Annotated in this window: 4 protein-coding genes; 2 read left to right on the top strand and 2 right to left on the bottom strand. The window is 44.6% G+C overall.

The features are described 5' to 3' along the window. Window positions 1-974: 974 nt before the first annotated feature. A complete protein-coding gene (locus OE749_RS00600) occupies window positions 975-8054 on the bottom strand; it encodes an RHS repeat-associated core domain-containing protein (RefSeq protein ID WP_263710395.1) in 7080 nt (2359 codons plus the stop codon). A 562-nt stretch (window positions 8055-8616) separates the two neighbouring features. Between OE749_RS00600 and xdp1 the strand changes: the two genes are divergently transcribed. Both xdp1 and prsT read left to right on the top strand, forming a co-directional pair. Continuing rightward, window positions 8617-9435, top strand: coding sequence for an exosortase-dependent surface protein XDP1 (gene xdp1 / locus OE749_RS00605; protein WP_263710396.1), 819 nt, complete (start codon window positions 8617-8619; stop codon window positions 9433-9435). A 167-nt stretch (window positions 9436-9602) separates the two neighbouring features. Further along, the gene (gene prsT, locus OE749_RS00610; protein ID WP_263710397.1) at window positions 9603-12410 is read left to right on the top strand and encodes an XrtA/PEP-CTERM system TPR-repeat protein PrsT; all 2808 of its coding nucleotides are present in this window, start codon (window positions 9603-9605) and stop codon (window positions 12408-12410) included. A gap of 61 nt (window positions 12411-12471) precedes the next feature. On the opposite strand, the gene clpB is transcribed toward prsT, so the two are convergent. Then, window positions 12472-15042, bottom strand: a complete 2571-nt coding sequence (gene clpB / locus OE749_RS00615; RefSeq protein ID WP_263710398.1) for an ATP-dependent chaperone ClpB — start codon at window positions 15040-15042, stop codon at window positions 12472-12474. Window positions 15043-15169: the final 127 nt, after the last annotated feature.

Raw genomic sequence — 15169 nt, forward strand, 5'->3', positions numbered from 1 at the left:
ATTCCTCTAAGATAAGCCAGCAAAGATAGCACATCTCCCTGTAAAACCGTACATTTTGTTTCTATTTGCTCGCATTAACGACGCGTAGTCAGCGCGCCGTGCACCAATACTTTATTAGTATAAACCGAACAATATCGATATCTCCAAATTCTTAGGCTGGGAATATAAATACTCTCCTGTTAGCCAGCACCTACCCAAAATAATTGCCGATTCAGATAAAATTACTAGGCTGACGAGCCACAAGTTTGGTTCTTTCCATGTGTTTTCTGAAGAAACTCTGCGACTGGCAATCGAAGATATACTTCAGACTAATAAGTGAGTTAGCTCAATTTCGATGGAATGCTTTCGCTCCAGCAAAAATTGCGGCAGGCAAACACCATTAACAGTTTTGCCCAGCAGATATGCAAAACCCGCCGGAGCGGGTTTGGTTTCAAAACACTGCGACCTATTTATTTGATATTATTATTATGTTTGACTCGAAATTGGAAATGTAGCTAGCACCACTTATTTGTAAACACAATTTTGCGTCGGCATTAGCTTTGATAATTTTTTCATATTCAAGGTAATTTATGTACACCTGATATGTTATTCCGTCTGCGCTGCTGACCTTAGGTACAGAGTTGTTAATCAAATAATGTTCTATAGTATTTCCTTGATAATGGATACTTGGAAAGGCTAGGCCCGATATATGATAAAAATCATTACAGAAACCAACTATGGCTCTCAATGACATATCGTTGCTTAAACTTTCCGAAATGACGTCAGAGTTTGAGGAAAACGAAATCTCTAGTAACTTTCGAATCTCACCCTCATTTTTATAGGATGGGAAAAGCGCTACCATCTGCTTATCAATCACAGTTGCATTTATCTTAGAAATTTGTGGTTGCTTCGTGTTCGGCAAAGCCGCGCACCCATTAACTGCAAAACAATATAATATACAGAGAAAAATCGTGCGAAACATGTCAGGCCTTAACTTAATATTTACAAAAAACTTGGCAGATTCGCACATGTCCAAGTCTTTCATATCGTTGATGAGATGTTGCATAATTTGCTGGTGCCGAATTCCAAGCTCCACCTACAGTTGCAACAACGTTGTTAAAGTTTCTCAATGAATCCCCAGCGTCGTAGTTTTGCCACACCCCTGAATTTGCTGCTACCTTCGAAAAATCGGGTCTTGACCAGCCTACAGGATCTACTGTTACCAATCTACCTACAGAGTGGCCATCTGCAATAACTTGAGCGGCCATATCTGCTCCATAACTGTGCGCTATAACAGTTCCTCCACCGTTCGTTTGGTCTATCCATAATGCCAGTTCTTCATGTTGAGTATGCTCAAAATACACTGCCGAATCACTTCCATATTTGGAGATGTGTTCATCGTATGCATTTCTCACAACTTTATTAAGTGGATTCGTGTCGTCTGTAGCACCGCCAACAAATGCTACAGTAGAGTTTTCAGGAATAGGGTCGGATTTCCAATCAGCTCTCATAGCAGCCGCAAAAGCCGCAGAAATTGCTCCATTTGCAAATTTTCCGCCTGTTAACTTAGATATCGTACCACCTACTACTGCTGAGCCTATGACTTGTGCATATGGATTTTTACCAAATCTACCTCCCATCGCAGCTCCAATTCCTGCACTCAAGAATCCGTGACCAAACTTTCCACCCTCCAAGTCGGTAATAATGCCACCTGCCAATCCACTCGCGACAAATGCTTCAACACCACTTAATGAACCACCAATGCCACCCATGATTGCACCACTGAAAGCTCCTCTAAGCGCACCTTTGAGTGAGCCAGTTGTAATTGCTCCCCCAACGAAACCCGCTGCTGCGCCACCTACAGCATATCCAATAGTAGCTGCCGCTGTTGCGCTGAATCCTCCAGCTCCCGCCGCCCATGCTGAAGCCCATCCAGAAGCAAGACCGAATGTGTAGTAGGCAGCTATAGCAGCTACAATCATCTTGCCCCACTTTTTAACGAACTTTTTAATTGACTTAAAGAAATACCCACTAGGATCGGTAAAGCTCAGCGGATTATTCAGTACATAAGCATAACGATTGTACGACTGACTATTCTCCGGAGCCTGAATAAACGGATCTGCCTGAAGGAATCGACCCAAAGTTGGATCGTAGATCCGACCGTTCATATGGATGATTTCTGCGTGGTCAACATGCTCGTGGCCAGTAAAGCCGCGGGTGGTAAACACTTGGCTTAAGTCTACTGAATTTGAGTATTGTGCAACGTCACAGCTAGCACCGCCTGAGCAGCTAATCATTTGGCTTTTCGCTAGTTGCGTCTTCTTGCCCCATGCATCGAAATACCATTTTTGTAATACTTCGCCTGAGTCTGAAACTACGGTGTCTAAGCTGCCAATATGGTCTTTAAGCAGGTATTGCTCGCTAATATTGCCCGATGCGGTGTGGGTTTGCACGCCGCCCGGAATATAGCGGCGGTACTCAGAAAACACGCCGTCTTTATAAATTACTTCAACGTTACCCAAATACAGGGTTTTGATGACTTCGCCGTTGGCAGAGGTCTCACGCTTGTAACGTCGTTTGTTAGTATCGTAAGCAAACGTCGTGGTACCTGACGAAGACTCGATACGCTGTGCTTTATCAAAAGCAGTGTACATGATTTGGTTGCCGCGAATAGACTCGGCACTCCCGTTCGCGTCGTACTTGTAGGTGTTAGTGGTACAGCCTGGCGCACTGCCTATACCAGATACGGCATGGGCCAGCCCCGCGTTATAGCAATAGTACCCCTGCCCTTTTTTGAATTTGATATTGCCATTACTGTGATACTTCACCACCTCAACATCATTGAGATGCGTGAGGCGATTCAGTTTGTCATAGTCGAAACGTTGCGACTGCACCTGTTGTGTTAGCCCCGCCAATTCCACTTGCGTATTAGCAACCAATGTTCCACGTTGACGACTTCTGAGGTTACCCAGCGTATCAAAACTGTATTCATTCTTTTGAAGCAGCTGATCTAGAGCATTTGTGGAAGTAATTCCTTTGACTAGTCCTGTTTTGTCGTCGTAGTGTTTTTCAACTTTGACTTGACTCCCGTTATAGGAGTACGATATTGGATTATCAAAGGCATCAACTTTGGTGAGCTTAAAATACACCTTATTGTCGCCTTCGGTTGCTGAGCCGCTGTAGCGAGCCTCTTCTTGCATCTCCAAATAGCCGTTCTTGTAATGGTTGCGTACGCCGTGATAATCGCCTAAGGCATCAAACTGCTGGAATACGCGACCATATTCATCGTAAACGGTTTCTTGGGTATACGACGTGCCTTCCGCCATCGTTTGAACGATACTGGCGCGACCAAATTCATCGTAGACATAGTCTTTTCTAAAAGACACTTGCCCACTACTGCAACTACTCCCTGATGCAACACACTCTGTTGTTAGCTGCTGACCATCGTATTCAAATAGTCTGGTTTGAGTCCCACTGTCTAACCGAATGACTCGTCCTTCGGTATCTCGATAGGTGATACTGCTTTGATTTTTCGCATCGGTTTGTTTAACCAGCTCACCAAGGCCGTTATATTGATATTGCCAACGCTTCTTGTCGGGGTCGTTCATGCCGATTTTACGGCCATAGTCATCATAGTAGATAAAGGTATTCACACCATCGTCGTCACGGGTGTGTATCAGATTTCCGGTTGCATCATAGCCATAAGATATGCCCCAGTTATCTGCATCTAGCATGCTGACGGTTTCGCCTAGCGCGTTGGTGGTTTCAACCTGCGTTTGAGTAAAGGTTGCGCCAGTGTCGGTCATTGCAGTGACGGTGGTGGTCACGGCATTTTCTTCATAGCTCGCTTTGGTTAGCGTGCCATTCGCTGATTTAGCCTCGACGACTCGCCCTAAGATGTCGTACGTGGTGGTAGCGTAATGGGGAGTCGCGGCAGAAAAGAAGGGGGCTGATTGCGCGATAACTCGCCCATACTGGTCATACTTGGTGACGGTGAATGTGTACCTGTTATCGAAACTCAGCTTGGCTTTAGCAACGGTGCGTCCCATTTGGTCGTAGTACGTAAATTGCGTTGTACCGCCTTCTACCACGGATTGGGTCACATAATAATAATCCACGCCTTTAGGTAACGACGGCTCTGACAAAACGCCTTTAAGTGCCCTTGCTGTATAAGACAATTGCCCCATGCTATTGGATGTCGCCACGGGCTCACCATGAGGGCTAAACACAGCTGCATACTCTACCCCGTTGATATCCGTCGATTTGGTGACCTGACCTAGGCTATTCCATTCGATGTTGTCCGTTAAAGGGCGAGATAAACTCGAATACGTGGTGTCAACATAGCGTCCTTCCGTATCAAACCTCACTTTCTTGATGCGGGCAAAATCAAACTTGTCATTGGTTAAGGCTGGCAGCGCACAATTGTCTGCAATGGGACGATTGCTGGTCACGGTGGTGGTTTTATTTCCCACACTGTCGTAACAATGACGCGTATTCACCAATTGGTGTAAAGCAGCACCTTCAGGGGCGATCGTCTCAGACACCAATAAGCCCGTTGTGGCATCGTATCCAAAACGAGATTGACGCGTGCGCGACGTCACGCCTTCACCGTCGTAACCCGCTACCGTATTATTCACACGTGTGTGGGTAACCGTAGTATCGGTAACACGGCTAATCCACCAATTACTCTCGTTCTCAGCGTTATAGGTATTTGCGGTTGTGACCTTACTCAGCTCTTTGTTATCACCGTCGTATTGAGTTACCACTGAGCGATTAAGAAGTGCGTAATGCCCTGACACCGACGGTATGTGGGTGTTGTCGGTGACAGAGTGACTACGAATACGCGACGCTACCGTTAAATCATTAACCAATCCGGTACCGATATCATCAACATGGTATTGATAATCTGTTGCCGTCTTTAAATACGGGAAGTAAGTCCCCCCGGTCAGTACCATATAGTCGTATTGGTTTTCCGCATACGACAATACATTACTTGCCATTTTGTCTGGAACAGCGTCAGAGCCATAACCAAAATACTGAAGCGTTTCAGCCGGCATACCAACAAACGGGAAGTCTTGACGATAACGCGTGCGGGTAGTCACTTTACGCTCATTGTCGGTGGTTGAAATGTATTCAAAACCCAGCGAGCCACGTCCACCCGATTGCATACGCATGCCTTCGTAGTGATAACTCACGCTTAATGAAAGCTTATGGTTCCATGGTTCAACGGTAATTGCGGGTGCCAACGAGGTTACTTGTGTAACTAAAAAACGAGGCGTAAGCACATCAACAATTGGACTACAGCTTATGCTTTCATATTGACACCTGCCAAACTGTAAAGAATCGGTCTCTGTTCCCTTTTTATAAATTGAAGCCGATGTCATAGGTCCATAAAGAATCTCTGTTCTCAGCCCCATTCCATTCACGATCCTATTCAGTTTGCCTTGCGCATTGAGTCGGGAAATGGCTGTATCATAGGCTCTATCCGCATGGCGATATGCGTCTCCGCCTTCTAAATCAACATATCCAGCCTCTAACTCGCCATCGCCGTCCCAGTCTGCAAGGTGTGGCTGAATCCCATCAGAATCATATACTAACTTAGAGCTTAACGTTTTACTGGGTGCAAAGTTACCGTCGAAGGTTTGAGCAACATAACTCCACTGCCTTTTTGTATTTTCATAAAAAACTAAATCAACTCTTCCATCTTTTGTTACATCCATGAACTGCAAATTAGAAATCGGTTGACTCGAGTACTCATTTACCGAGCCGGGCAAGGCAATGTTTACAGAATTACCAAAACGTTCACCATCAGAAAAAAATGCCAACGCATAATTCGTCGAAGAGCCTATGACCACATCTGAAAGACCATCAGAATTGACATCTGCTATAAAGACTCGCGATTCCGCCTCATGCACGGCATTAATCATGTAATTAGAATACTCTCCTAAATTTTGTAAAATGCGTGCCGACAGGCCACCTTGTTTACTTTCTACAGTAACGATGAAGGCTCCCAGATATGTGCATGCCTGTTCACATAGCTCAGTGTCAAGTTCTTTACTTTTAATAAAGAAATCTGCATTGCCATCGCCATTTATATCCATGGGTTGCTTTGACGTTACTAACTTCCAAGACAGATGCCTTTCGTTATTAAAAGGAAGTGACAGAGGTAAATTCTCAATAGCACCAAATTGATTATTTCCCAAGTTCTTGATGACGTTTAACTCTTTATTTCGGGTAAAAATAATATCCGGCAGCGCATCTCCATTTATGTCATGAAAGAGCGGTTCATCGGTAGTATCCGCCAGAGTTAACCCCAAAGAGAAAATATTGGATTCAACAACGACATCACCACATAGAAAAATCGCTACACAGTTTGAATCTTTTTGCTCAATGCTATTATTTGGATCGTAAACACTCCACATTGGGCTGCTATCTCCATTCCCCTTATCACCTGAGAGCCAGCCATGTCTGTTCCCATCTGAATGGTAGAAAACAATTTCTAAAACCCCATCAGCATCGAGATCAATAGGAATCGCTTTCACTGGAAACTTGCTTTCTTGGGAATGATTAAACGAAAAAAGTTTAACGGTGTCTGCAAATACTTTAAATATGCCTTTATCGTTCACGACGTATAATAATTCAGACATTCCGTCCATATTAAAGTCGATAGGAAACGCAACTTTTACGTCCTTGGCACCTAATTCATAGGCTAGTTTGCTGTCTCGGAGTCCGTAATTGTTAAATGCATTCCAGCTAAAAGTAGTTGCGGGATAGCACCCATTTCCATTTTCTCCACATAAAACAATGCCCTCTACGAAGTGAGCTTGACTGGTATCATCTACCGTGTAATTAAAGGAATAACTTTTAAGTTGCTTGTTGTAATGATTTTTTACCGTCACGTTGTTAAGACGGGCCACGGCATGTTCGATAATAAGGCCGTGATAGTAGGCTTTGGTGGAGTCTTTACGTGATACCTGGTTTCGCGTGTCGTAGCTAAAGTTGACGCTATTACCACTGTACGTAACAGACGAGAGCAATATGGCATTTTCGCCATACATAGTGGCATCAGAAATATAGTTAAACTTAATCCGATTGCTATCTAGGTTGAAGTTATCGCTGATGCTATCGATATTCCACCTTAGTACTGTACCGTCATCAACCGTTAACTTTGCGGTACTGTCTGCTCCGTAACGAGATGAAGAGCCATCCTCACGCTCAATAATAAAATGGTCTGGGCCATTCCCTGACGTTCCATAAGAGGTCACTCGCACTCGAGAGTCAATTTCGGTTCGGTAGGTCGTACCATGTTCACCGTACGCCCCATTGATGGCCATCAACTTTTGACCATCTAAACAGAATCGGTCTTCATTGGTTAACTGAATAGGTTGATTAAATCCATCTTGCTCGTATGTAGGACGACAACGAGAAATAGCCGACAAACCTCCTACGCTCCAGCCCATGCCAAGAGGGCCGTTGCCCGCCGACGAGTGGTAGTTCAGCGACAACGTAGGTGTAACGCCAGCAATACCTTTAGGTAAATCAATGGGGACAGAGTAAGTTGCCGCACCAGATTCATCGACACGAAACTCACCAGGAAGCGTTCCAATCGTCGCGAATTCTAGCAAATATTCACTTAAATCTGTTTTAAAATCTATGGGCTTCGGAAATGCAACGTCCGCATCCCCTTTAGCCAGATCAACCGTTAACTCTTCACTGTACTCCGCCAACGCTTCACACAGAGGCTCTGGGGTGTTGTCGTCTGGAATATCTATACACGCTATTACCTTATATACATGTACATCAGCCGCTCGTGCGTTTAACTTAACCGTGGTGTTAGTGTCGAGATATACCGTTTCGAACGCAGATGCTCCAGGCTTCTTCTCTACAAGTTTATAGTGAGTTGCATAAGGTACGTCTGACCAGCTAAGGGCAATAGATCTTTGCCCTTCAGATTCGGAAGCTACAGCGAACCCTGCATTTAGCATAACCCCAAAAAGCAAAAAAAGAGATTGAATTAACGTCTTGCGAAAAAACGAAGGGAATTTAACGACCGCTTGGTGCGTATAAAACTTCATTACTGGCACATTCCTTTATTAAATAACGTCCTTTGATTGAAAAGACACAGCGTAGTGAAATAACTGCACGTTACCTTTCAATGCGTGAAAAGTGGCTTTTACAAACCTAGAGATTTAGCCGTCGTTGATACGTGGAAATATGATCTACATTTTTTGTTCAACAACATCCTATACAACCCTGATTCCAATAATAGTGATGTAGAGCCTATACTATTCCCACTGGAAAAAGTGGTTAAAAAATTGACGCTGAATTTTACAAACATCGACGAGAAAGTAAAGGAGTGCCATCATCACTCGCTGAATTTTTATTGATTTAAGCGAATTCACTCGAGCAATTTTGTTGTGTTGTGGTGTCGATCTGTCTCCAAATGGGGATACCACGAACATAATCGTCGATTATTTTTACACATCTCGTATAATATGGCGGTAAAATTTTTACATACCCATGATTTATATGGATTTTTATGTCAGGCACAGTTTTTGCTTGATTCATTCGATAGAGGTATAAGTTTCAAGCCCGTTGTTCGGTAACAGCGGAAGTAACCGAGAGGAAGCATCCATTATGCTTAAGCAGTTTGCACTAAGTGCAGCACTTCTTATTTCAGCGTCTTCAGCATTAGCTAGCACACAAACGTGGGATTTTGCTAATAATAGCGGCAATTCATTGTCTTATGGGAACACGTCTAATAACGTGGGCACAGGCAGCTATATGTCTTTGACAGACGACAATATCGATTTGGTTGTTACAGGTTGGTCGTCAACAAGCTCCAGTGGCTCATGTGCTCCTGGCGATGCATCATGTAATCGCTCTCATAGCGGCTACGACGGTGGCGATCCATTTCTTCGCAGAGGTGAGCTGAAGTTATATAGCGGCGGCTTGGGTGTGATTAATGGTGATGAGGGAGATGACAACCCAAATCACTCATTTGACAGCATGTATGGAAGCAGCCGAGACTTTGATGCAGCGCTATTGCAGTTTGACGAAAAAGTCATGCTAGATGAGATCGACGTAGATTGGATTGGCAACGATTCGGATATTTCGGTTTTGCGTTATACAGGTCAAAAACAAAATGGCAGCCCATTCTCAACGTCAGACACTTGGGCAAGCTTGTTAACTAAAGGCTGGGAAGTGGTAGAGAATATCTCAGACATGCCTTTAAATGGCTACTACTCTGTGGCTGAAAGCGCAGAGTCTTACTACTGGTTGGTGGGAGTATATAACCCCGTATTTGGTGGCGCATTGTCAGCAGGTAATGATGCATTCAAACTGGCTGCGGTCACAACCACTAAAACAGCGCCGCCGCCTACCAGCGTGCCAGAACCTGCCACATTAATATTGATGCTTGCGGGCTTACTCGGCCTGAGACGATTGCGCGCATAGCGTCTTTTCGTTACGAAATATATTTAGAAAAAAGACGGTTCGCCGTCTTTTTTCATATTTACCCCTGTTATCCCTAATTTTGCTCATCGATTTTTGATATGGCGTTTTATGATTTGGCTCAGCTACGTTATTATGCAGTGAGATGTTCCGTTAATAAGGATGGTTTGGTGAAGTCGACCAATACATATTTCAAACGCCTGTCGCTTGCAACGACATTGCTGTGCTCGATAGTCAGTTTTTCGGCCTTAGCTCAAGACAGCAGTGAATATTATGAAAAAGCCCGTATTGCCTTTGCTAACGATAAATTGCAAGAGGCTTACATTCATCTTAAAAATAGCCTGAAAGAAGATGAAGATAACCTCCCTGCAAAAATTTTGATGGGGCGAGTTCTGCTTATTAACGGGTATATGGAAGAAGCCGAAACCGAATTCGAAGAGGCGCTGGCAAAAGGTGCCGATCCTAACTTGGTCGCGGAGTCGTTGGGAAAGGTTTGGCTTTTCCTTCAGCATCAAGACAAACTCCTTTCAACTTCTATGAAAGGGTTAACCCCAACGAATCAGGCAAATTGGTTAAAACTTCGTGCCACTGCGCATTACGCCAAAAAGCAGTATGAACAAGCGGAAAATGAGTACGAAAAGGCACTAAATTTAGCACCCAATGATATCAGTATTTTAACCGCATATGCGTCTATGCGGTTGAGTCAAAACAACTTAGATGCAGCAGAAACGTTGCTGTCAAAGGCCTATAAAATCAATCCAAAACACGGTAATACGCTAAGGTTACTTGGCGAACTCAAGAATAAACAAGGTGACTTGAGTGCAGCTAAACGTTACCTGATTGAAGCGAATGACGTGCTAAAAGACGATCCAATGGTAAAACGCTCGTTGGTGTCTTTGTACTTAAAGCTTGAAGACCAAAATAGCGCACAAACCGTTTTAGAGGACATACTGGCTCAAACGCCTAACGATCCCTTTGCAACACTGGTTAATGCTTGGGTTCAGGCACGTAAAAACGAACAACAGATGGCCTCTACGGAACTTGAGAAGTTGAGCGGCCAATTAGCTTCACTACCAGCTGAACAAATTAAAAATGACCCTCAAATGGTTTACATGTCTGCGCTTACTGCCTTTGCGCAAAACAATTTTGAGCAGGCTAATACATTTCTGAATCAGTATCTTACCTTACAACCAGAGAATGAAACCGCGGTGAATCTGTTGGCAGAAACGCTACGAGAATTGGGCAAATACCGACAAGCACTCGACATTATGCAGCGCAATGAAAGCGCCAGAATGCAAGAACTCGACAGCGCAATTTTGCTTGGTAACCTTTACCTTGCCAATGATAAAACCTTTAAAACAATGGAAATCGTTGACGCATTAAAATCTCGCTTTCCAAAAAACAAAGACGTTGAACTCCTTGAAATTAAAACCTTGATTGCGCGAAAAAAGCATGAACAAGCATTCAGATTAATTTTAAATTCAGAACACAGCAAAACCGATCCGAATTATGTGCTGACTTACAGCTTGCTGCTGATGGAAACGGGTAAAGTTAACGAAGCGATTGCCGTATCTGATGAGTTAATCGAGATTGCCCCAAACAGCGCCGATTTCAAGAATTTTAAAGGTGCATTGCTGATTAAAATGAAGCGTTGGGATGACGCTCTTCGATACATTGAAGAGGCCTTGTCGATTTCTCCTAATCATTTTTCAGCAACATTCAACAAGGCTAATATACTCGCCGCTAAAGGTGAATATGATAGCGCAAGAACGTTGGTAACGGGATTACGGGAGCGACAGCCTGCTAATAAAGATGTTAAGCAGCTAACTGCTCGGCTCGATATTGTTGAAGGGAATACTGATTCAGCCACAGCAACCTTGCAAACGCTTCTGGGGCAGGATTTTGACAACCTCGCAGCAAGAGAGTTGCTTGTCGATGCATACGTACAGGCAAACGAATATGAAAAGGCGCATCGCCAGGTAAATGAGCTTATTAAGCTTGCCCCTAATCGTCCGGAATATAGCCTAAAGCGAGCGCAATTGTTTATTCTCAGAGAGCAACCCGAGCGAGCAGAGCGTGAGCTTGCGAAAACGCTAGAAAAAGCCTCTGACAACGGGGAGCTACTTTTTGCCATCAATCGCATGGCATTGCGGATACGCGCTTATGACATTGCAGAACAAAGCATTACAAACGCGGTAAAAAGCGCGCCTGACAATAGTATATTTGAAAAGCAGCGAGTAACGACATTCATCGCTGCGGGCCAATTCAAACAGGCCAGTGAGGCACTCAGTGGCTTAATGAAGAAAGTAGGACGCACCGCTGAATTGCTGACTATTGCCGCTGACATTGCACAGTCTGAACAACACATGGAGCGCGCTGTCACCCTGTATACTGAAGCCCTTGAAAAAACGTCGGGGTATCGACCAGCTATTGCCAGTTTATATCAGCTAACCCGTCAAAATTTGGGGGTTTCTCAGTTTGAGAAATTGGCAACGCGCCACATTAGCGCCCAAGATGGAGACTTATTTACACGAAACATGTTGGCCGACTTCTACATGAATCAACACGCTTACGATAAAGCGCTGCCCCATTATGAATACTTGCTGACAATTGATACGTTACCTCACCGCGCATTTATTCTAAATAATGTCGCCAACATCTTTATCAACAGTGACGTTGAAAAAGCTTTCGATTATGCGAAACAAGCGCTAGATACTGGCACAGAGGCTCCGTCAATTTTGGATACTTACGGATGGTTACTCGCTCAAAAAGGGCAGTATCGCGACGCACTCGACGTACTGCGCCGCGCATTCAGCATGAACGCTAACGATCCAGCGATTCGATACCACTTAGGTTATGCCCTATCTAAATTGGGAAGAACAAGCGAAGCCAAAAGTGAATTGCAAGCCGCGATCAATACGCAGCAAGATTTTGCTGAACGAGATGATGCAAAGGCCTTGCTTGCTAGTTTGCAATAACGTCGAGATAGCAATAAACAATCAGAACGAACAAGGGCGTCATTTGACGCCCTTGTTGTGTTTAGTGAATCGTTAACCCTTCGTGGTTTGCATCTATCCTGATTGTGCTATCAGGTAGCATCTCACCAGACAGGATTCGTTGTGCCAACGGGTTTTCAATTTCCGTTTGAATGGCGCGTTTCAGCGGCCTTGCCCCAAACACAGGATCAAACCCTGCTTCTGCCAGTTTATCTAATGCTGCACCAGACAACTCAAGCTTATACCCTTTGTCAGCGAGGCGTTGGCGAAGAGAAAGTAACTGAATTTTAGCAATCGACTTAATTTGTTCTTTGCCCAACGGATGAAACACGACGGTATCGTCAATTCGGTTTATAAACTCAGGCCTGAAGTGCTGCCCTACTACCGACATCACCCGCTGCTTCATTTCGTTATACTGACTTTCTTGATGCATATCTTGAATAATGTCAGAGCCAAGGTTAGACGTCATGATCACAACCGCATTTTTAAAGTCAACCGTTCGCCCTTGCCCATCAGTCAACCGTCCATCGTCTAGCACTTGTAGTAAAATGTTAAACACGTCCGGATGCGCTTTTTCGACTTCATCGAGCAAAATAACGGAATATGGCTTGCGACGCACAGCTTCGGTTAGGTATCCCCCTTCTTCGTAGCCTACATAGCCCGGTGGTGCCCCCACCAATCTCGCGACAGAATGCTTTTCCATAAACTCCGACATATCAATACGAACCATGGCCTGCTCTGTATCAAACAAGAAGCCCGCGAGTGCTTTACACAGTTCTGTTTTACCCACGCCTGTTGGGCCAAGAAACAGAAAAGAACCGATAGGTCGATTGGGATCGGCAAGCCCAGCTCGCGAACGACGAATGGCATTAGACACCGCATTCACAGCTTCACCCTGCCCGACAACCCGATGATGCAGAACGTCTTCCATTTTTAATAACTTTTCTTTTTCGCCTTCGAGCATTTTTGCAACCGGAATGCCTGTCCAGCGCGACAGTACCTCGGCGATTTCATTGTCGGTGACTTTATTTTTCACTAATTGCGTGTCTTGTTTTTCTGCTTCAGCGGCGCGTTCAAGTCGATGCTCTAATTCGGGAATGCGCCCATACTGAAGCTCAGACATGCGATTTAAATCTGATGCTCGACGCGCAATCTCTAAATCCAGCTTCGCTTGTTCTAGTTCAGATTTGATGGTCTGTGTACCTTGCATGGCTTCTTTTTCAGACAGCCAAATTTTTTCTAAATCTGCATATTTTAATTCAGCTTGTTCACGCTCAAGTTCAATTAACTCTAAGCGTTTGGTACTGGCGTCGTCTTTTTCTTTAGCTAGCGCTTGCTCTTCCAATTTCAATTGAATGATGCGTCGTTCAAGCCGATCCATATCTTCTGGTTTAGAATCCATCTGCAAGCGTATGCTTGATGCCGCTTCATCTATTAAATCGATGGCTTTATCGGGAAGTTGTCTGTCACTGATGTAGCGATGTGACAAACTCGCCGCGGCAACAATAGCGGGGTCGGTAATGTCAACCGAATGGTGCAACTCATATCGCTCTTTTAGGCCGCGTAAAATAGCAATGGTATCCTCAACACTCGGTTGCTCTACCAAGACCTTTTGGAAACGGCGTTCAAGTGCAGCGTCTTTTTCGATGTACTGACGGTATTCATCTAGCGTGGTTGCGCCTACACAATGCAGTTCACCGCGGGCAAGTGCGGGCTTAAGCATATTCCCCGCATCCATTGCACCATCGCCTTTGCCAGCGCCAACCATTGTATGAAGCTCGTCGATGAAGAGGATCACGCGACCTTCTTCTTTTGATAATTCATTTAGCACCGCTTTTAAGCGTTCTTCAAATTCACCGCGATACTTCGCGCCCGCCACTAACGCGCCCATATCAAGTGACAGCACGCGCTTGTTTTTCAGCCCTTCTGGTACTTCACCATTGATAATTCGTTGCGCGAGTCCTTCAACGATAGCGGTTTTACCAACACCGGGCTCGCCTATTAATACGGGATTGTTTTTCGTTCTCCGCTGAAGTACCTGAATAGTTCTGCGAATTTCATCATCTCGACCAATCACCGGATCGAGCTTACCCTGCTCGGCACGCTCAGTCAGATCAGTCGTATATTTTTCGAGAGCTTGCCGCACATCTTCTGCGTTCGGGTCAGTGACCTTCTGGCCACCACGCATTTTCTCAATTGCCTCTTCAACTTTCTCTTCCGTCGCCCCCAACTGCTTCAATATCGTACCTAGTTTGCCTTGATCTTGAAGTGCAGCGAGTACGAATATTTCAGAGGTGATGTAGTCATCTTTACGTTTTTGCGCAATTTTGTCGCATAAATTGATCAGCACAACCGTATCTTTACTTAACTGCACATCGCCGCCAATGCCGTCAACGCGAGGTAAACGCTCGATTGCTTCAGACAATGCAGACCGGAGGCTGTTAACATTCAGCTTGGCAGTGTCAAACAATGGCCTGACGGATCCACCCTGCTGATTCAGCAATGCCGTCATTAAGTGCACAGGCTCAATGTATTGGTGATCACGTCCTAACGCGATAGATTGCGCATCAGAAATTGCCATTTGAAACTTACTGGTAAACCGATCTAAACGCATAATGCTCTCTCGAAAATCAAACTCTGACTAATGTATGGGTATAAAATTAAATATATTCAAGTCTGCTAAAAGGAAGATTGATCTATGCTAAGTCGAGGGCTAATTGGGAGGCTAACTCGGTCTTGTT

The organism is Fluctibacter corallii, assembly GCF_025751585.1.
GTDB classification, from domain to species: domain Bacteria; phylum Pseudomonadota; class Gammaproteobacteria; order Enterobacterales; family Alteromonadaceae; genus Fluctibacter_A; species Fluctibacter_A corallii.

Excerpts from the sequence above, each read along its gene's own strand:
- OE749_RS00600 (WP_263710395.1), bottom strand. The coding sequence starts at position 8,054 with ATGAAGTTTTATACGCACCAAGCGGTCGTTAAATTCCCTTCGTTTTTT.
- xdp1 (WP_263710396.1), top strand. The coding sequence starts at position 8,617 with ATGCTTAAGCAGTTTGCACTAAGTGCAGCACTTCTTATTTCAGCGTCT.
- clpB (WP_263710398.1), bottom strand. The coding sequence starts at position 15,042 with ATGCGTTTAGATCGGTTTACCAGTAAGTTTCAAATGGCAATTTCTGAT.